Origin of the sequence: Gardnerella sp. DNF00354 (assembly GCF_049262755.1) — a bacterium.
GTDB classification, from domain to species: Bacteria; Actinomycetota; Actinomycetes; order Actinomycetales; family Bifidobacteriaceae; genus Bifidobacterium; species Bifidobacterium vaginale.
On record NZ_CP058402.1, the window covers coordinates 1,189,769 to 1,210,646 of the forward strand.

Consider the following 20,878-nt stretch of genomic DNA (forward strand, 5'->3'; position numbering starts at 1 on the left):
AACTCACAATTATACAGTTAGGCTTGCATAGTTTTTACTAAAGGATTTTATCTTTTATTTTTCTATGTATTTCGTCAACACGCAGAAAATTATCTACTTCGAACAAGTGTTCTATAATTAATCGTATTGTATAATTAATGCTCAATCAAGAATGGGTTTGGTGCAAAGTCTTGATTCTTAAAATAGCTCTTAGGGAGGCAGAATGCAAAGCAAATCAGATTCTTCGCAAAACATGCAATTACCTTTATCCCAAGATGCAATTTTAGATAACAAAAACCGTGAATGTACTAAAAAAGCTGACATCTTGCAATCTATGCTCGATTCTGCTCAGCCTGTAAAAGACAATGACAATTTAGTATATGATTTGTCTTCTGTTCCTTCAGATTTAAAGATAACCATACAAGGAGCTAGAGAGCACAATTTAAAAAATGTTAGTTTACAATTGCCTAGAAATCGTATGATTGTTTTTACTGGATTGTCAGGATCTGGTAAATCTTCTCTTGCTTTCGACACTCTTTTTGCAGAAGGTCAAAGGCGTTATGTGGAATCCTTAAGCGCGTATGCCAGGCAATTCCTTGGAAGAATGGATAAACCAGATGTAGATTTTATTGAGGGATTAAGCCCAGCTGTATCTATTGACCAAAAAACTACTAATCGTAACCCTCGTTCTACTGTTGGAACAATCACAGAAGTTTATGATTATTTAAGGCTTCTTTTTGCTAGAGTTGGAATTCCTCATTGCCCTAAATGTGGCGAACTTGTCAGTGCTCAAACACCACAACAAATGGCTAATTCTATACTTTCTTTACCAGAAAGAACAAGATTGCAAATATTAGCACCTGTTGTTAACGGCAGAAAGGGCGAATTCAAAGATACAATTACTCTTCTTAGATTAGACGGCTATTCGAGAGCGCTTGTAGATGGGCAAATGCGCGAGCTTTCTGAAGATATTACTTTAGAAAAACAAAAGAAACACACAATCGAAGTTGTAATAGATAGGTTAATTATAAAAGATGGCATACGTACTCGTTTGACTGATTCTATAGAAACGGCTTTAAAACTTTCTAAAGGAATTGTTATAGCTGATTTTGTAGATGAAGCTGCTGATTCTAAATGCAGACGCCGAAATTTTTCTGAGCACAGAGCTTGTCCTAACAATCACCAGCTTAATTTATCAGAAATAGAGCCTAGAACATTCTCATTCAACGCTCCTTATGGGGCGTGCCCCGATTGCTCTGGAATCGGTTACAATCTAGAGATTGACCCTGCTCTTGTTGTTCCAAATACAGAAAAATCACTTAACGAAGGCGCGATAGAACCTTGGGCACTAAATAAAGCTGCAGGAGAATATTATAGGCATGTGCTACAAGGGCTAAGTGTTGAACTTGGTTTTAGTATGAATACACCATGGTGTGAATTGTCGAAAGACACGCAAAATTCAATACTTTATGGGCATGATTTCGAAGTAAAAGTATCTTATAAAAATCGATGGGGTAGGCAGAGAGAATATTCAACAGGATTCGAAGGTGTAGTGCGCACTCTTATGCGCAAGCATGATGAAACAGACTCAGATCAAATGCGCCAATACTACGAGTCGTACATGCGAGAAGTTCCATGCTTAACATGTAACGGTAAACGACTGCGTCCAGAAGTTTTAGCAGTAACAATAAACTCATACTCAATTGCAGACATATGTGATATGCCAATAGAAAAAAGTCTTGAATGGATTAATTCTTTAAAACTAGAAGGATCAAGCAAGATAATTGCTAAAGAAATTGTAAAAGAAATCAAGGCAAGATTAGGATTCTTAAATGATGTTGGCTTAAATTATTTAACTCTTTCTAGAGCCGCAAAAACACTTTCAGGTGGAGAGGCACAAAGAATAAGATTGGCGACTCAAATTGGATCTGGACTAGTTGGAGTCATGTACGTTCTTGACGAGCCTTCAATAGGATTACATCAAAGAGACAATGAGAAACTCATATCAACATTGCACAATCTTCGCGACTTAGGTAACACTCTTATAGTTGTTGAACATGATGAAGATACAATTCGGCAATCCGACTGGTTAGTAGATATTGGACCCGAAGCTGGAGAAAACGGTGGAGAAGTAGTATATTGCGGACCAGCAAATCACATAAAAGATGCAAAACGTTCAATTACAGGAGACTATATTGCAAAAAGAAAATGCATAGAAGTTCCTAAAAATCGTCGAAAAATAAACAAAAATCGTTTACTAACTATTGTTGGAGCAAAAGAACACAACCTTAAAAATATAGATGTAGAAATACCTTTAGGCATATTTACTTGCATAACAGGAGTATCTGGATCTGGAAAATCTAGTCTTATAAACTCGATACTCTACCCAGTTTTAGCAGATAAGCTAAACGGCGCTCGCATTGTTCCAGGACTTCATAAACGAGTTGATGGTATTGAAAATTGTGACAAGGTTGTTCACGTAGACCAAAACCCTATTGGCAGAACGCCAAGATCAAACCCTGCGACTTACACTGGTGTCTGGGACAAAATACGTACACTTTTTGCTCAAACACCAGAAGCAAAAGTTAGAGGTTATGGTCCTGGAAGATTCTCGTTTAACGTAAAAGGCGGAAGATGCGAAGCTTGCAGCGGAGACGGAACGCTTAAAATCGAGATGAATTTTTTGCCAGATGTATACGTACAATGTGAAGAATGTCATGGGAAAAGGTACAACAGAGATACTCTAGACGTAACGTATAACGGTAAAACTGTTTCAGACGTGCTGAATATGCCAATTTCTGAAGCTGCTGTATTCTTTAAAGCATATCCATCTATTTCAAGATATTTGGATACTCTTGTACAAGTTGGTCTTGGATATATCAAACTTGGTCAAAGTGCTCCAACATTATCTGGTGGAGAATCACAAAGAGTAAAGCTTGCTACAGAGTTGCAAAAACGTTCAACTGGCAAAACTGTTTATATTCTTGATGAGCCTACAACTGGATTGCACTTTGAAGATGTTCGTAAACTTTTAGGCGTTCTTCAATCTTTGGTAGATAAAGGCAATACTGTAATAGTTATTGAGCACAATCTTGATGTTGTAAAATGCGCGGATTGGATTATTGATTTAGGACCAGAGGGAGGAGACAAAGGCGGCGAAATAGTAATCACTGGCACTCCAGAAGAAGTTGCAAAATCGACAAAAAGTTGGACGGGCAAATTCTTAAAGCATATGCTCAAATCTTAAATGAAATATTATTAAATAGTATTTTTATGAAAGGAGGTGAAAACATAATGGAAATTGTGAATAATAACATAGATATCAAAGAAGATGCTATAAGCAGTCAAGGCAAATGGAAAAAAACTCATCTGTCTAATTGTGATATAAGCACTACTGACATTTTGAACAATTCAGTTAAAAATAATTTTGGAGCATCACTTTTAGGTGACACGAGAGACTTATTTAGACCAAAAACTTCCGATATTCCAAATCAACCTGGAGTATACAAGTGGAGAGATGATAAGGGGAAAGTAATATACGTTGGAAAAGCAAAAAGTTTAAGAAATAGGTTGTCTAATTATTTTCAACCGTTAAATCAGCTTCATCCTAGAACTCAGTCGATGGTTTTAACAGCTCGAAGTCTAGAATGGACCGTTGTAAACACTGAGCTTGAAGCTTTAACACTAGAATACACGTGGATTAAGGAGTTTAATCCACGTTTTAATGTTGTTTTTAAAGATGATAAAACATATCCTTATCTTGCTGTATCTGTGAATGATGATTTTCCAAGAGTCTGGATCACAAGAAATAGGAATTCTAAATCAACTAGATACTTTGGTCCATATGCAAAAGTGTGGCAGCTAAGGCACAGTCTAGATTCTTTGCTTAAGACTTTTCCTGTAAGAACGTGTAGACAATCCGTTTTTGTCAAAGCTCATAAAACTGGTAGACCTTGTCTTCTTGCAGCCATTGGAAAATGCTCTGCACCTTGCATTGCAAAAGTGGATCGTAAAACTCACAGAAATAATGTTGAACAATTAGTTGGTGTACTAACTGGTTCTATAGGTGATTCTTACATTAACGATTTAACAAGAGAAATGAAAGAATCTAGCGATAATCTTGATTTTGAGAATGCTGCAAAAATAAGAGATAAAATAAACATTTTTAAAACTGTTATGCAACAAAATTCTGTTGTTTTTGACGAGAATGTTGAAGCTGATGTTTTTGGTTTTAGTGGAGATTCTCTAGAGGCATGCGTTCACGCATTCTTTGTTCGCGAAGGCTTATTGCGAGGAGAGAAAAATTGGCAGGTTGAAAGAAGCGAGGATATTAGCGATGCAGATATAATAGCGAATTTGCTTATGCGAGTTTATTCAGAATATGAATCAAATAATAATTTGCAATATGAAGACTCTTTGAAAATAGAGCAATCAAGAAATGCATTGCAGATTGACTTGGAGAATACCAAGAGTAAATATATTGACTCAGCGTATCGTGCAAAAACAACAAAAGAGCGTAAAAAAAGGCAAGAATCAACAGGAAGGGGAGATTTACTAGATCCAATTACCCCAATCCCTAGAGAAATAATCATTCCTTTTGAAATATCACAGAATCAATGTGAAAATTTGGAAAATTGGTTAAGCAAATTGCGTGGGTCTAAAGTTAGCATTAAGGTTCCTGAACGTGGCGATAAACGAAATCTTATGAATCAAGCAAATGATAATGCTAAACAATCATTAATGAGACTGAAGTCCAGCAGAATCAGCAGTTTAGATGCAAGAAGTAGCGCCATGAACGAGGTGGCTGAAGCTCTTGGAATGAGCGAATCTCCTTTGCGTATTGAATGTTATGATATTTCCAATACGGTAAATGGAGAATATCAGGTTGCATCAATGGTTGTATTTGAAGATGGTATTGCTAAACCTAGCGAGTACAGAAGATTCTCCATAAAAGGGTCTGATGGCAACGGAAAACTTGATGATTTGAGCGCATTGTATGAAACTATTTCTAGGCGTTTTAAGCACACAAGTAGTGGCGATGTAGATGATGATTACGGAGAAAATCTTGAAAAATCAAAATATAAAAAATTCGCTTATACGCCTAATCTTATAGTTGTTGACGGGGGTAGAGAACAAGCCAGAGCAGCACAAAAAGCTATGATAGATTGTGGAATAAAAAACATAGTCGTATGCGGTTTGGCTAAAAAGCTTGAAGAAGTTTGGCTTCCTAATAATGAATACCCAATTATTCTTAAACGAAGCTCCCAAGGATTATATTTGCTACAGAGAGCTAGAGATGAATCGCATCGTTTTGCTATAACTTATCATAGGCAGAAACGAAGAAGAGCCATGTTAAATTCGTCACTAGACTCGATTCCTGGTATTGGAGAGTTTTACAAAAAACGTCTTCTTTCCGTATTTGGTAGTGTTAAGAAATTAAAAGATGCGAGTGTTGACGATTTACAAAAGGTTTCTGGCATCGGTCAAGCTAAAGCTAAATCTATTTACGAATCATTGCATAAGTAACACTGATATTCAATAGAATTATCTTATAAATTAGTTAAATAATTTTCGGCATGTTGATTCGTCATGATAAGACACTAGCCTTGTAAGTATGTCTCAGGAAATTGAAATAGGATTGGGCAAAAAAGCCCGAGTTGCTTACTCACTTGACGATATTGCTATACTACCTTCTCGTCGTTCTCGCGACCCGCAGGCTGTTTCTACGTCCTGGCAAGTCGATGCTTATAGTTTTGACGTACCAGTGATTGCTGCGCCAATGGATTCTGTTACTAGCCCAGATACGGCTATTGCAATGGGTCAGATGGGCGCCTTGGGTGTACTTGATTTGGAAGGTTTATGGACTCGTTACGAGGATCCAGAACCACTTCTAAAGGAAATTTCGGAGCTTCCAAACGAAATTGCTACGAAGCGTATACAAGAAATTTATTCTGAACCAATTAAGCCTGAACTTATTGTTAAACGTTTGCGCACTATTCGTGATTCTGGAGTTACTGTTGCAGGTGCTCTTTCTCCTCAGCGCACTCAGGAATTCTATTCTACTGTGTTAGAAGCTGGAGTAGATCTTTTTGTTATCCGTGGAACAGCTGTTAGTGCAGAACATGTTTCTAAAGATCATGAACCACTTAATCTAAAGAAATTTATTTATGATCTTGATGTTCCAGTTATTGTGGGAGGCTGTGCTGATTACACTTCAGCTTTGCATTTAATGAGAACTGGTGCAGCTGGAATTCTCGTAGGTTTCGGTGGAGGTGCAGTTTCTGCAACTATGAATACTCTTGGTGTTCAAGCTCCTATGGCAACTGCAATCTCAGATGTTGCCGAAGCTCGTCGCGACTATATGGATGAATCTGGCGGAAGGTATGTTCAAATTATTGCAGATGGCGGAATGGGAACATCTGGCAACTTTATTAAGGCTTTGGCTATGGGAGCAGATGCAGTTATGCTTGGAACTCCTTTAGCACGAGCAACCGAGGCTCCAGGACGCGGAATGCATTGGGGAGCAGAAGCTCGCCATCCATCTTTGCCACGCGGAATGCGTACGAATGTTGGAACTGTTGCTCCGCTGGAGAATATCTTGTTTGGTCCAAGTCATATGGCAGACGGAAAAACAAATTATGTTGGTGCGTTAAGGCGCACAATGGCATCCACTGGGTATGTTGATGTTAAGAGTTTCCAGCGTTGTAGTGTTGTATTTAACCCATTCCATCAGGATGTTCGGTAATTTTTAATACTATTTGTTTACTTCCTTGTGAGCTTAAAACTAAAAATTTAAGTTCACAAGGAAGTAAAAACTATAATGTGCATAACTTAACACTAAATAATCCTTGATTTTTCAACAAAAATCGAGGATTTAATTTTATTTATGCACACTTAGAAATAATACTTTGAATTTTTGAAATAAGTTGTATGCTTTATTTAAACCTTTGCTAGACATTGGTTTTAAATTAAAAATACAAAAAAATAAAATAAGGAATTTAAAAATAGAAAATGGGATAAGTAACAAATTTTAACGGGAAAGAGCAGGAAAATGAATAATACTCTTGGTACCATAGTCAGCGATAACTATGACGAAAATGATGCATTCTGGGAAGTTGTAAAAAACGACTTTGCTGCAAATGATGATCATCCTACGTTCAAGTGGAATGATCGCAAGCCATTGCCAGTATACGAAGGTTCATTCCCAGTGGGTTCTTCGCATTTTATGGCAACATATCATGTATCATCATGCTTTAATAATTCGGCAGATGAGGAATTGTACTTAGACCTCGCTTTAATAGCGTGCAAAGTAGCATGTATTGCTAGTGACATTTCTAGAGGAAGACCGATATCGTCACAAATGCGTAAGGTTCTTAGCAAAGAATGTATTTTTAAGCTTGAAAACATGTGGTATCTAATATCTCAATGTTTCTCAGACAAACACGATGAATATACAAGTTGGCAACTACGTTGCAAACCGACTATGCCAAGAATGATAAATGGAATGCTAATTAGTCCAACTCGTTTTGAGGCAGTTGTTTTATTTTCTATTGGAAGCTTAAATTATTGTGCGTCTTTGGCATTTAAATCTCAAAACGGGAGTTGGATATGTACATTAGTTGACTTGGGATGATTGGTAGGAAATATACTAGCCTTTAAATTCCATTGTCAATTAAATAATAGTTAAATACAAAAATATGACTCTTCTGGTTTAGGTAATCATTATTAGTTTGCTTCTAATTATCTAACCAGAAGAGTTTATTTGTAAAAACCACCAATTTTAGGTTGATTTTTTTGTACGACTTTCGTTTGTGTCGTGTTAGATATACCGTACAATTAAGACTATGCTGCGAGAATTTGCTGTAGAGGTCATTCACCCAACAAATGACGGTGACACAATTTATTCACTGCTTGCCAATAGGGCAATGCGAGATCCACAAGGCGTAATAGCCCAATGGCAAGACGATGATACTCGTCAATGGCATGATGTTACTGCATCTGAAATGCTATTAAAAGTTCGTGCAACAGCTAAGGGGTTGATTGCTCTTGGCGTTGAACGAGGAAGCAAAGTTGTTATTTATTCCCCAACCTGTTATGAGTGGGGCGTTGCGGATTTTGCTTGCGCTTGCATTGGTGCTGTAAGCATTCCGATTTATGAAACAGATTCAGCAATCCAAGCTGCTGAAATTATTTCTGAAGTAAAGCCTGTGATAGCTTTTGCAGGTGATGATGAACATGCGCAATGCTTAGAGCGAGTTCGCCAAGACAATAAGCGTATGTCTTTAAAGACTATTTTTAACTTTAAAGCTGCTGGAATAGACGCAGTGATTGATTTTGGAAAATCAATCAGCGATGACGAACTTAATAACAGCATATGTCAAGTAAAAGCTGATGATTTAGCGACTATCGTATACACCTCTGGTTCAACTGGAAAACCAAAGGGTGCAATGCTTTCCAATAGGAATTTTACGCATATTGTGTATGCAGCTTATGACGTTTTAAATGATATGCTTTATAAGCCAAGTAGACTATTGCTATTCCTTCCGTTAGCTCATTGCTTTGCCAGATACATACAGTATGTGGCAATAGGTTCTCACGGCGTTATTGGATATGTGCCAAATGCAAAGCATTTATTAGCAGATTTGCGTAGTTTTAAACCTACATATTTGCTTGGAGTCCCAAGAGTGTTTGAAAAGGTTTATAATGCTGCGTCTCAAAAAGCTGGAGCAGGTATACGCGGTAGGATTTTTGCAAAGGCTGTACAACATTTTATTGAGTGGTCTAAAGATGAAGTTGAAGGTAGAACACACTCAATTTATGCAAAACTTCAGCATGACTTTTATATGAAAACTGTTGGATCTTCCATACGATCTGCTTTGGGACCTAATTTATCATGGCTAGCTTGTGGCGGAGCTCCAATAAATGCTGAGCTTGCTCATTTCTTTAACGGGTTGGATGGAATAACCTTTATTCAAGGTTATGGAATGACCGAAACAGCAGCTCCTTGTGTTGTTAATTTTGAGCATGCTAATCAAGTTGGTTCTGTGGGTCGCCCTGGTCCTGGAATTACTATCCGTATTGCAGATGATGGAGAAGTCCTTGTAAAAGGTCCTAACGTTTTTATCGGATATTATGATAAGCCAGATCTTACTTCGGATGTTATTGACGAAGATGGATGGCTCCATTCTGGAGATTTAGGCGAGATCGACGATGAAGGATTCTTGTCTATTACTGGTAGAAAGAAAGATATTATTATCACTGCTGGTGGAAAAAATATAAGTCCAGCGCCTTTGGAAAGTATTATCTCTAAGTGTCCTCTCGTATCTCACGCAGTAGTTGTAGGAGACGGTAAGCCATTTGTTTCCGCTTTGATTGAGGTTGAGCCAGATATGGTTCGTTCTTGGCTTAAGAGTCAAGGAATGGATGAAAATCTTCCTATGAGTGCTGTTGCGGAAAACGATGCTATTCGTTCTGTTGTACAACAGTTTATTGATCAGGCAAATAGCACTGTTTCTAGGGCTGAGTCTATTCGTAAATTTATTATTTTGGATGAAGAATTTTCACAAGAAGCTGGCACTTTGACTCCAAGCATGAAAGTTGTGCGTCCTAAGGTTTTGAAGAGGTATTGTGATCTTATAGAGAATCAGCTTTATGCTCCAAAACCAAACAGTAGACCATTACCTGCTACAGTTAAGATTTTAGATAAGACAACTGAGACTGTTAAGCAAGCGCAAGAAACTGTTAAACAGGCTCAAGAAGCGGTTACTCCTAAAGTTAAGCAAGCAATCGATCAGGCTGCTACTCATCTGAAACGTTTTGGTGAGGATTTGCCTACACAGGTTAATGTAAAAGATCAGCATACTGAATATGCTGAGAAGAATAATAATTCTAACGACAAAGAATAGTTATTCGAAACTAAATTAGCTATAAAACGTTAAATAGGCTGATTAAAATTGCAATTTTAATTACACTAAGTCTTGTATAATTGCATTGCATTTTTAATTAGCCTTTTAGAATTTTTAAGGAAGTACTGTGACTATTAGACAGATTCGCATTGTTCCAGATCCTGTTCTTCGAACACCATGTGATCCAATTCGTGAGATTACTCCAGCAGTTAGAAGTCTCGTAGAAGATTTATTAGAGACTGTAAACGATCCAGGTAGAGCAGGTCTTAGTGCAAATCAAATAGGTATTAGCCTTAGAGCGTTTTCATACAATATTGAAGGTCATATTGGCTATATTCTCAATCCTGTTATTGAAGAATTGAGTGGTGAACAATATGGGGATGAAGGTTGCTTGTCCGTTCCAAGATTATGGTATAAGACTCGCAGGGCAGATTATGCTAGGGCTAAAGGCATTGATTTAGACGGTAAAACTATTGTTCTAGAGGGCAAGGGGTTAATGGCTCGTATGATTCAGCATGAGTGTGATCATTTAGATGGACACGTTTATTTGGATCGTTTAGAGAAAGATGTTAGAAAACAAGCTTTGCGCCAACTTCGTAATGGATTATCTAAATAATATCTAAATAAGAACTAGCAACAGCTATAGTATTAGTTTGTATTATTTATTTAGTATTAAGCGTCTGATATAATCATTCTCTGCGTGTCCATTGAGCATGAATATTGTCGCGTCATACGATTGCTCGTTTTTTATTGTCTACTCGGATACGCGAATACGCGCCATGTACGCGTCCGTTCGTGTCGGTCGGCTTGGATTTAGACATTAGCCAAGTTGCATGCGAACAGGCATGGCCAGGCAAGAACCGACAAGAAAGGTATATAGATATGGCACAGATTACCATGAGTGAAATGCTGAAGGCAGGTTTGCACTTCGGACATCAGACTCGTCGCTGGAATCCAAAGATGAAGCAATTTATTCTAACCCAGCGCAATGGTATTCATATCATCAATTTGTTCAAGTCGCTCGACATGATCGACAAGGCTTATGACTTCATTAAGCAGACTGTTGCTCATAACGGTACTGTTTTGTTCGTGGGTACCAAGAAGCAGGCTCAAGAGGCTGTGCAAAATCAGGCTACTCGTGTGAACATGCCTTACGTGAGCGAGCGCTGGCTCGGCGGTATGCTGACGAACTTCCAGACTGTTTCCACTCGCGTAAAGCGTCTCAAGGAACTTGAGGAAATGGACTTCACTGATGTTCGTGGATCTGGTTTGACTAAGAAGGAGCTTTTGCTTCTTGAACGCGAAAAGGACAAGCTTTCCAAGCAGCTCGGCGGTATTCGCAACATGAACCGTACTCCTTCGGCAATGTTTGTTGTTGATATTAACAAGGAAGCTTTGGCCGTTGAAGAAGCTCACAAGCTTGGTATTCCAGTTGTGGCAATCGTTGACACCAACACTGATCCAGACTCTGTTGAATATCCTATTCCAGCAAATGATGATGCAATTCGTGGTGTCGAGCTTCTTACTAGCTTGATGGCTGACGCTGTTGCAGAAGGTTTGCTTGAACGTGCTGGAAAGGGCGCAAAGTCCGAAGGTTCTGACGCTCAGCCAATGGCAGCATGGGAAAAGGAACTACTCACTAAGGAAACTGAACAGTCTGAAGACGAAGCCAAGGCTGAATAAGTCTGTTGGCGGTTAATGAGGAGAACAAAATGGCAGCAATTACTGCAGCGTTGATTAAGCAGGTGCGCGAAGAAACTGGCGCTGGCATGATGGACGTTAAGAAGGCTCTTACCGAAGCCGAAGGCGATGTAGCTCGCGCTAAGGAAATTATCCGTGCTAAGGGCATTCAGGCCGCTGGCAAGCGTGAAGGTCGCAAGGCTCAGGAAGGAACCGTTGCTTCTAAGGTTGTTAAAACTGCAGAAGGTGAAACTGGCTATGCAGTTGAATTGAATTCCGAAACCGACTTTGTTGCTAAGACTCCAAAGTTCGTTGAATTCTCTGAAACCGTGTTAAGCAATGCTATTGAAGCTGACGCTTCTAGTGCAGAAGAGCTTCTTGCAGCTAAGGCTGGAGATGCTACGGTTAAGGAAGAAGTAGAAGAAGCAGCAGCTTTGTTTGGTGAGCACGTTAAGGTTGGTCAGATTGCCAAGATTAGCGGTCCTCACGTTGAGGTTTATGCTCACAAGAAGTCCGTTGAATTACCTCCAAGCATTGTTTCTATGATTGCTACCGACGAAGCAGGCGCTAAGGTTGCTCACGAAGCTGCTTTGCAGATTTCCGCTATGGGCGCTCAGTGGCTTCGCCGCGAAGATGTTCCAGCAGATGTGTTGGAGTCTGAGCGTCGCGTTGCTACAGAAAAGTCTTTAGCTGAAGGCAAGCCAGAGAAGATTGTTCCAAAGATTGTTGAAGGTCGTTTGAATGCCTTCTTCAAGGAAACCGTTCTTCTTGAGCAGTCTTATGTCAAGGATCCTTCCAAGACTATTGGAGATTTGTTCAAGGAAGTTGGTGGCACTGCTTTGGCTTTCGCTCGTGTTGAGGTTGGCAAAGGCTCTGCTGAGTAATTTTTAAGCGAAAGCTTATTAAAAATTCATAAAACAAGAATGGGTTTGCGTGATAAGTCATGCAAGCCCATTCTTTTAATTTATACATTATAAAATCGTGTTTTGCTGTGTCGTCATTGAAAGATATCATGGCAAAGATATGCTTGCGTTCGCCGTTATGACTGGAGGAAAGTTTTATGACTATCGCACAAGCGGGGGAAAGCAAGTCTCGTAGAGTTTTATTGAAGCTCTCGGGAGAAGCATTTGGCGGTGGAGCCGTTGGTATTGATACTCATGTTATTCGTAGAATTGCTGGAGAAATTGTAAAAGCAGTGCATGAAGGCGTGCAAGTTGCAATTGTTGTTGGCGGCGGAAACTTCTTCCGCGGAGCAGAGCTTCAGCAGGCTGGAATTGATCGTAGCCGTGGTGACTATATGGGTATGCTTGGTACTGTTATGAATTGCTTGGCTCTACAAGATTTTCTTGAACAAGCAGGGCAGGCAACACGTGTGCAAACTGCTATAACAATGGGTCAAGTTGCAGAACCTTATATTCCACTTAAGGCAATTCGACACCTTGAAAAGGGTCGTGTAGTTATTTTTGGTGCTGGTGCTGGAATGCCATATTTTTCAACCGACACTGTATCTATTCAGCGATCTTTGGAAATACATTGCGATGAGGTTTTGATGGGCAAGAATGGTGTAGATGGCGTTTATAGCGCTGATCCACGGAAAGATAAGAACGCGAAGAAATTTGTAACGTTAAATTATCAACGTGCTCTTGTCGATGGTCTTGCTGTTATGGATGCTTCTGCACTATCTATGGCTAGAGATAACAAGCAGAAGATTCGCGTATTCGGATTAGAGGGTGAAGGAAACGTCACTAGAGCACTGGTTGGTGAAGAAATCGGAACTTTAGTTTCGGATGCTGAACCTACATTTGCTTAAATATGCAAATATTCATAATTTGAATATTTAAAATTTAATAAACATGAATAAATAGTTAAATAGATTTTAAAATTGGCACATACCGATAAAGGAGAATACATGCCAGCGATTATCGATCAGGCTCTTGAACAGATGAACAAGTCTGTGGAAGCTACTAAAGAGAACTTCATGGGTATTAGAACTGGACGTGCTAATCCTGCTCTTCTTAATGGCATTATGGTTGACTATTATGGTGCTCCAACACCTATTAAGGCTGTTGCTTCTATTGGTGTTCCAGAGCCTCGCACTCTTTCTGTAACTCCTTTTGATGCTTCGCAAGCTAATGCTGTAGAAAAGGCTATTCGCGATTCAGATTTAGGAGTAAGCCCTAATAGAGATGGAAATGTAATTCGTGTTACAATGCCAGAGCTTACAGAGGATCGTCGTAAGGAATACGTAAAACTTGCTAAGACAAAAGCTGAAGAAGGTAAGGTTGCTGTTCGAAATATTCGCCGTAAAACCAAGGAGAATATTGATAAATCTGTAAAAGATGGTGAAATCGGCGAAGATGAAGGAGAGCGTTTACAAAAAGAGCTTGATAAAGTTACGAAGCAAGTAACTGATTCCTTAGATGCTTTGCTTGATGGCAAGCAGAAGGAAATAATGGAGGTCTGATTCTTCAGAAACTTTTAGGCTGAATGGGTGTCGTATGAATCAAGAAAATCTTGGAGAATTGTCTAACAAAGCTGATTTGTTAACTAATAACAATTTAGTCGGTAATAATAAGTCGGCAAAATCTGATTCTTCACATGAAAAGACCATTAACGGCACCCATGATACTTTAGACGATATAAATCGGCGTACTGGCAGAAATATGCCTCAGGCTATAGCGACTGCGATTTTATTGGTTGCTGTGATTGTTGCTTGTCTTGTAATTAGCATCGATACTTTTGTTATTCTTTTAACCATTTTTATGGTTCTCGCGTTGTGGGAGTTGCATGTAGATTTTGCTACGGCAGGTTTCAGGATCCCATTTCTGGTATTGTCTGTTTGTTCTGTAATCACTATTCTTTCTGCTTTTTATGCAAGATGGCATGCTGTTGCTATGGCTAGTGGCATAACAGCATCATTGCTTTTAACTGTTGTTTTTGCTACATTGAATAGCACTGTTTCGCAAAGGACTTTACGCGCTGTAGAAAAAAAGCTCCAGCATCCTACGTCATCTAAAAGTGCAAAGGCAAATACTTTCACTAATACGGCAGTCTCATTGTTTGTTGTATTGTATATTCCTTTGCTTGCCTCATGCATTGTTTTGTCTTTAACAAATACTAAGTATGCTATAGCGCATGCGATGCTGCTTGTGTTTCTACCAGCTTTAAGTGACACTGGTGGTTTGTTTGCTGGTGCGTGGCTTGGTAAGCATAAGCTCTCTCCTCGTATTTCTCCTAAGAAATCAATAGAGGGTCTTTTAGGGTCAATGCTTTTTGCTTTGATAGGTGCTTACGCTATCATATCTGGCTTCTATGGATCTTCTTGGATAAAATTCTGGTGGATGCCAGCAATAATGGGTGTTGCATCAGGCATGGTTGGTACCTTTGGTGATTTATGTGCTTCAATGCTTAAAAGGGATATTGGTATTAAGGATATGGGGCATTTGCTTAAAGGTCACGGTGGCGTTTTAGATAGAGTGGATTCTATTTTGCTTTGTGCGCCTGTTCTTATGGCGTTGATTAAGGTTGTAGGATTCTAATTTATAGGTAATATTTTAGATATTAATCGTTTGTTTTGTCATAAAACATTACAAGTAACCGTCATGGTTTTCTACTAACATGAGGATTTATGACGATTTGTTCTATTCCTAGTCCTAGTATTTCTCAGATTACATTAGGACCTATCACGTTAAGATTTTATGCTTTATCAATTCTTGCTGGTGCACTTGTTGCAATGTGGATTACCACTCGTAGATGGAAACGAGAAGGCGGAGATTTTAATCAGATATTAGATGTTGCACTGGTTAGTCTTCCGTCAGGAATAGTTGGAGCACGTCTTTATCATGTTATTACCACTCCCGAAAAGTTCTTTGGACCTAAGGGAGATTTGTTGGAGATGTTTAGAATTTGGAATGGTGGCTTAGGAATCTGGGGAGGAGTAATCCTAGGATCTATTGCTGCAAGCGCACTGTGTGCCTATAAAAAATATCCAATAAGCTTGCTTGCAGATGCAGCTGCACCTAGCTTGCTTATTGCACAAGGTATAGGGCGGTTAGGTAATTGGTTTAACCAAGAACTTTATGGTGCTCCAACTACTTTGCCATGGGGCCTAAAACTTAATTATTCTGCTGCAAATGCTATAGGACACAGTGAAAGTTGCTACGATGGTCTCACATGCCCAGAGGGTACTCTGTTTCACCCTACTTTCTTATATGAAATGATTTGGAATTTTGCAGGCGCAGCCTTGCTTATTTCTTTCGGCAAAGTTCTTAAGAGAAAACTTAAATCTGGATCTGAGTTTGTTCTTTACGTAATGTGGTATACGGCAGGAAGAATGTGGATTGAGTCTTTAAGGATTGATTTTTCACATACTTTTCTTGGAGTAAGAATTAACGTATGGGTTTCTATAGTTATATTTATTATTTCAATTATTGTTTTTATGATTTTGCAAAATACCCACAAGTCACGAACAGATCTTGTGAATCGTCTTATTGATATAACTGCAGATGAACGTGAGCGTGAATCTCAATCTAATTCAAATATTAAAACAAAAAGATTATCCTAAAATATTCTTAAATAATATAGTTATTTTGTTTTTCTAGTCGCTTGCTTTTCTTAGAATGGAACACATGAATATACAAATAGCACCTAGCATTCTTTCTGCAGATTTTTGCAATCTTGAAAGAGATCTTATAGCAATTTCAAATGCTGATCTTGTTCACGTTGATGTTATGGATCATCATTTTGTACCGAATTTAACTTTAGGGGAGCCGATTGTAAAACGCATTTGCGAAGTTACTAGTCTTCCTGTGGATGTTCATTTGATGATTGAGGATCCTGATCGTTGGGCTCCAGAGTATGCAAAACTTGGTGCTGATTCTGTGAGCTTCCATATGGGTGCAACTCATGCGCCTGTTCGTCTTGCTCGTCAGCTTCGAGATATGGGTTGCAAAGCTTGTTTTGCGGTTCGCCCAGCTGAGCCAGTTGAACCTATTTTCGATATTCTTGATGAATTCGATATGATTCTTATTATGACTGTTGAGCCTGGTTTTGGTGGACAGAAGTTCTTGAGCAATCAAATGGGTAAGGTTCGTCGTTTACGTGATGAAATTACTCGTCGTGGATTGGATACTCATATTCAAGTTGATGGCGGAGTAAGCCCTTCTACAGCTGCTATAGTCGCAGAAGCTGGTGCTGATGTACTGGTTGCAGGATCTGCTGTTTATGGCGCTGAAAATCCATCAGCTGCTATTGATTCTATTCGTAATATTGCACAAGAGGCCTGGCGAGCATAAAAACTTTTATTGGGGCATTTTTAGAATAATGCCCCAATATTTTATATATGCAAAATAGAATACAATTGGTAAGTCTTTTAAATTGTTTTTAAGGAAATAGGTATGGTTAAGTTCGTTTCTAACCAGGAGTACAGTCCTGAAGCACTTGATCGAGTTTTTACTGTACCTAATGTGATTAGTTTTCTGCGTATATGTTCTATACCATATCTTGCCATTTTAATTGCGCAAAATAAAATGGGGGTTGCTCTAATCGTTCTTGCTATATCTGCTTTTTCAGATTGCGTTGATGGTTATATTGCTAGAACTTTTAATCAGGTTAGCAAATTAGGGCAAATTCTAGATCCTGTTGCAGATAGGCTTTTAATAGCATGCAGCATTTTAGCTTTAGCGTTTGCCAAGATTATACCTTGGTGGGCGTTGGCTCTTGTTGTTTTGCGAGACATAATAATGGCTATTTTGATTGTTATTCTTGCACAATATGATTATGGACCTTTACCAGTGAATTTCATGGGTAAAACTGGAACAGCATTATTGATGGTTACTATCGTATTATTTATGATTGTTTATGCTGTTGCGACTGAACCAATGCTTATTTTGTATGCTGCAGCGATAGCTTGCGCAATTTGGGGAATAACACTTTACTGGTTTGCTGGAGTATTGTATTGCATTCAAGCCTATAAGCTATTAATAAAAAAGTTTAAATAAGGATTATAAGTATTATAAACTGGTTTGAATAACGGACATATTATGGTGCAAAAGACTTCTAATCTAAATCATGATGTGAATAACACTGATAATAGTGTTATTCCAGAGTCTTTTCCTGCTCCAACCGTTATCTTATTTTCAAAACGCAGAGCAGTTTTTTCCAAATCTGTATTTGCTCTTGGTCCTCATCATGTGACTAATTCAAGTTATAACTTTTCTAACCATAATGAAAAAAGACGTCGTATTGAAGACTATTCATTACGCTTAATTGACGATTTAAGCAATAGACCAGTGGATCCTCTTTTTATGGATTCCCGTCTTAATAAGCAGAATGTTAGTAAGATTAATCTCTGGATTACTAGAATAATTGTTTTTATTATTTGTGTTGCTCTTGGTACTGTGGGAAGCCAATTTGTGCGAAAATTGCATACGGATTCTCGTAAAGCCATACGTTTATCGTTAGCTAACGAGCTTACTTCTCATGCAAGCCGTTTTGACAATCTTGTTAAAGATGTAACTAGATTGCGGGCTAGTGTAGATCGTGAGTCAAAAAGAATTAATACTCCTTATGAAAATCAAGTTGATAAATCTGACAATATGACGAATGGTACACATGGCGTTGTAGGGCCTGGAATTGTTTTAACTATTGCTAATCCTATTTCTACAAACAATGACGTCTCTAGCGGCAACATTCCTAGAGAAATGGCTAAAGGAGAAAGAATTAGGGTTGTTACAGATAGAGATATTCAGATTTTTGTTTCCATTCTTTGGGATGCAGGCGCAGAAGCAATATCAATAAATGGTCATAGAATTGGCGCTCAAACGTCCATACGTACTGCTGGGTCAACTATTCTTATAGGTGTTAATCAGACTCAAAGCCCTTATACGATTGAGGCTATTGGAGACAGTTCTAGTCTTATTGAAAAGTTAAATTCTCAAAAGCGCTCTCCGTGGTTTGTTTCTCTTAGCGACGCAGGTATTAACCCGCAAATTTCTAAGTCAAATACGCTTAAACTTTCCGCTGCGGGAACTGGTGAAATTAATTTTGCAAAAGAATTATTGAGTAGGAGATAGGAAAATAGGTTATGACAGCTGTTCTTGGATTGATTTTAGGTGCGCTTATTGGGATTGTTGTACATCCTGATATTCCAGTAGTTATTCAACCTTATCTGCCGATTATGGTTCTTGCAGCCTTGGATGCTCTGCTTGGAGCTGCTAGAGCTTATTTTGAGCGTAGTTTCTCTGATAAGGTGTTTGTTATTTCATTCTTTTCGAATGTTATTGCTGCTACTCTTTTAGTTTTACTCGGAAACCAACTTGGAGTTGGAGCACAATTGCAAACTGCTGTTATTGTTGTATTAGGAATACGAATCTTCTCTAACGTTTCTGCAATACGTCGTTTTATATTTAGAGGCTAATATGCGTCATCCATTTTCTAATACATCAAAAAATAGCATAAAGAACGACAATTTAGACGATACTTTTGATAAAAATGTTGACAAAAATATTGATAAAAATGTTGACAATATCGTCAGAAAATTGCATCGTCAGCATGCTAAAGATCGCGAAAGTGATCGTACACAAACAGGTTCTTTCCCGATTGTTAAACGAAAAAATAAGCCTTCATTGCAAGGTCATATTACGCGTACTCGTATTTTAACTGGCTTACTTGTTATGCTTCTTTGTGCATTGCTTGGATTTGCTTATATGATTCAAGTTAATAGAAGTACACTTGTATATCAGACGATGAGTGAGGATGAGCTTACTCGTTTAATTACAGAAACTAATTCGCAAATACAAAATCTAGAGCAGCGAAAGTTTGAGTTAACTAGCCAGCTTAATTCTTTAAAAGCATCTGTTAACAAACAGGAGGAAGCTGCTAGGATTGCTAAGCAGAATTCTCAGACGAGTGGTTTAATATCTGGTCGTCTTCCAGCTGTTGGTAAGGGAGTAATTATTCACATTACTGCTGGAGAAAAAGAGCGTGTGGATGCTGCTACAATGTTTCAACTGCTTGAAGAGCTTCGTAATGCTGGAGTGGAGGTTATGTCTGTTAACGACATACGTATAGTAACTTCTAGCTATATTTCTGACACTAAACATGGGTTATTGTGTGACGCAATTGAGATTAATCCTCCATATGTTGTTAAGGCTATTGGCGAGCCTCAGAACTTGCAAAACGCCGTAAATATTGCTGGGGGAGTTGGTTCTAGATTAAAAGTCAAATTCGGTGCTTCCGTATATGTTTCAACGCCTGAAGAGGTTGAAATTCGCTCGACACGCGAACCAAAACAGTATCAATATGCAAAACCGGTCGAATAAGAAGGTAAAATAGCAATTATGACTGAACCGATTCCTACTGCTGGCGAAACAACCATTATTGGTATGCCAGCTATTACCATTCCAATAAACTCTAATGCAGATCGTCCTCTTAGGCAGGATGATTTAGATACTATAGCAAAGCTGCTTCCTGGTACCGCTTTACTTATTTCTACACGTGGAGCAGTTTCTGGATCGCGTTATTTACTAGATGAGGACGTCGTTTCTGTTGGACGAGATTCTAGAGCCGATATTATGCTAGACGATTCTACTGTTTCTAGAGCTCATGCTGTTTTTCGTAGAAATGGTACTGTTTTTAGCATTGCTGACGCTGGAAGTCTAAATGGAACGTATGTTAATCGTAACCGTGTTGATGAAGCTATTCTTCATAATGGTGACGAAATTATGATTGGCAAGTTCCGATTAATGTTCTTTACGTGTGACGCTGTTACTAAACGATAATGACTTTTGAAAGCTCTCCTGAAGATAGTGCGTTGGTTGATTCTTTAGAACATGATCATCAGCCAACGCAGGGGGAACTGTTTTCGTTTTCGGATGATGAAGAGTATTCCACAGGATACCGTGGAAGTGTTGCTATGAATATAGCTGGTATTACATATAGACAACTTGATTATTGGGCGCGTAAACACATAATTGAGCCTTCTATTAATCCGTCTCATGGTTCTGGGTCTCGTCGTTTATATTCCTTTAAAGACATTGCAATTATGGCGGTTTCTAAGCGACTTTTAGACGCTGGAGTAAATCTCACTAATGTGACTACTGCTATAGTGTTTTTAAATTGTTTTAGTGTAAAGCATCTCGAAAATATGACCATAATTTGCGATGGTCAATCTGTTGTGGAATGCGATAGTAATCAGGAAAATATGCGAGATATGCTTGAATGTGGCACAGCTGTTTTTGCTATAGCTGTTGGTCGTATTGTTAAACAGGTTAAAGCTGATTTAGATTCTGCATTATCTAAGTAAATTTCTAATG

The 20,878-nt window shown here is 38.6% G+C and carries 19 protein-coding genes; all 19 read left to right on the forward strand.

The window, feature by feature from the left end; translation table 11 throughout:
* Positions 1-202 precede the first annotated feature (202 nt).
* The 19 genes from uvrA to HXT24_RS04850 all read left to right on the forward strand — a co-directional run bounded on the left by uvrA (position 203) and on the right by HXT24_RS04850 (position 20,868).
* The gene (gene uvrA / locus HXT24_RS04760) at positions 203-3,226 is read left to right on the forward strand and encodes an excinuclease ABC subunit UvrA (protein ID WP_422119257.1); all 3,024 of its coding nucleotides are present in this window, start codon (positions 203-205) and stop codon (positions 3,224-3,226) included.
* Positions 3,227-3,273: 47 nt separating this feature from the next.
* Positions 3,274-5,505 (forward strand): excinuclease ABC subunit UvrC, encoded by a 2,232-nt coding sequence (gene uvrC / locus HXT24_RS04765; protein WP_422119258.1) that lies wholly within the window; start codon positions 3,274-3,276, stop codon positions 5,503-5,505.
* A gap of 88 nt (positions 5,506-5,593) precedes the next feature.
* Positions 5,594-6,724 carry a GuaB3 family IMP dehydrogenase-related protein gene (locus tag HXT24_RS04770; RefSeq protein WP_004115105.1) on the forward strand — a complete coding sequence of 377 codons (1,131 nt, stop codon included), beginning with the start codon at positions 5,594-5,596 and terminating at the stop codon, positions 6,722-6,724.
* A gap of 306 nt (positions 6,725-7,030) precedes the next feature.
* Positions 7,031-7,612, forward strand: a complete 582-nt coding sequence (locus HXT24_RS04775) for a hypothetical protein (RefSeq protein WP_116692086.1) — start codon at positions 7,031-7,033, stop codon at positions 7,610-7,612.
* Between the two features lie 211 nt (positions 7,613-7,823).
* Positions 7,824-9,884, forward strand: coding sequence for an AMP-dependent synthetase/ligase (locus HXT24_RS04780; protein WP_422119259.1), 2,061 nt, complete (start codon positions 7,824-7,826; stop codon positions 9,882-9,884).
* 127 nt (positions 9,885-10,011) lie between these two features.
* Complete coding sequence (gene def / locus HXT24_RS04785; protein ID WP_116692084.1) at positions 10,012-10,500, forward strand: peptide deformylase; 489 nt, start codon at positions 10,012-10,014, stop codon at positions 10,498-10,500.
* A 266-nt stretch (positions 10,501-10,766) separates the two neighbouring features.
* Positions 10,767-11,567, forward strand: a complete 801-nt coding sequence (gene rpsB, locus HXT24_RS04790; RefSeq protein ID WP_004111661.1) for a 30S ribosomal protein S2 — start codon at positions 10,767-10,769, stop codon at positions 11,565-11,567.
* A 29-nt stretch (positions 11,568-11,596) separates the two neighbouring features.
* Positions 11,597-12,448, forward strand: a complete 852-nt coding sequence (gene tsf, locus HXT24_RS04795) for a translation elongation factor Ts (protein WP_004111658.1) — start codon at positions 11,597-11,599, stop codon at positions 12,446-12,448.
* A 176-nt stretch (positions 12,449-12,624) separates the two neighbouring features.
* On the forward strand, positions 12,625-13,374 hold the full coding sequence (gene pyrH, locus HXT24_RS04800; RefSeq protein WP_004111656.1) for a UMP kinase: 750 nt from the start codon (positions 12,625-12,627) through the stop codon (positions 13,372-13,374).
* 99 nt (positions 13,375-13,473) lie between these two features.
* A complete protein-coding gene (gene frr, locus HXT24_RS04805; RefSeq protein WP_004111654.1) occupies positions 13,474-14,028 on the forward strand; it encodes a ribosome recycling factor in 555 nt (184 codons plus the stop codon).
* Positions 14,029-14,062: 34 nt separating this feature from the next.
* Positions 14,063-15,103: a phosphatidate cytidylyltransferase gene (locus HXT24_RS04810; RefSeq protein WP_410312492.1), complete on the forward strand. Its 1,041-nt coding sequence runs from the start codon at positions 14,063-14,065 to the stop codon at positions 15,101-15,103.
* Between the two features lie 89 nt (positions 15,104-15,192).
* Entirely contained in the window at positions 15,193-16,128 is a 936-nt protein-coding gene (gene lgt, locus HXT24_RS04815; RefSeq protein ID WP_410314143.1) for a prolipoprotein diacylglyceryl transferase, read from the forward strand.
* A 64-nt stretch (positions 16,129-16,192) separates the two neighbouring features.
* Positions 16,193-16,858, forward strand: coding sequence for a ribulose-phosphate 3-epimerase (gene rpe / locus HXT24_RS04820; RefSeq protein WP_004111648.1), 666 nt, complete (start codon positions 16,193-16,195; stop codon positions 16,856-16,858).
* Between the two features lie 102 nt (positions 16,859-16,960).
* On the forward strand, positions 16,961-17,563 hold the full coding sequence (locus HXT24_RS04825; RefSeq protein ID WP_410311690.1) for a CDP-alcohol phosphatidyltransferase family protein: 603 nt from the start codon (positions 16,961-16,963) through the stop codon (positions 17,561-17,563).
* Positions 17,564-17,605: 42 nt separating this feature from the next.
* Positions 17,606-18,637 (forward strand): DUF881 domain-containing protein, encoded by a 1,032-nt coding sequence (locus HXT24_RS04830; RefSeq protein WP_246979212.1) that lies wholly within the window; start codon positions 17,606-17,608, stop codon positions 18,635-18,637.
* Positions 18,638-18,648: 11 nt separating this feature from the next.
* Positions 18,649-18,981 carry a small basic family protein gene (locus tag HXT24_RS04835; protein ID WP_004111642.1) on the forward strand — a complete coding sequence of 111 codons (333 nt, stop codon included), beginning with the start codon at positions 18,649-18,651 and terminating at the stop codon, positions 18,979-18,981.
* A 1-nt stretch (position 18,982) separates the two neighbouring features.
* Complete coding sequence (locus HXT24_RS04840; protein ID WP_101886464.1) at positions 18,983-19,885, forward strand: DUF881 domain-containing protein; 903 nt, start codon at positions 18,983-18,985, stop codon at positions 19,883-19,885.
* Between the two features lie 18 nt (positions 19,886-19,903).
* On the forward strand, positions 19,904-20,344 hold the full coding sequence (locus HXT24_RS04845) for an FHA domain-containing protein (RefSeq protein WP_004111634.1): 441 nt from the start codon (positions 19,904-19,906) through the stop codon (positions 20,342-20,344).
* A complete protein-coding gene (locus HXT24_RS04850) occupies positions 20,344-20,868 on the forward strand; it encodes a MerR family transcriptional regulator (protein WP_410311691.1) in 525 nt (174 codons plus the stop codon). The genes HXT24_RS04845 and HXT24_RS04850 overlap by 1 nt, the downstream gene beginning before the upstream one ends.
* The last annotated feature ends 10 nt before the right edge of the window (positions 20,869-20,878 follow it).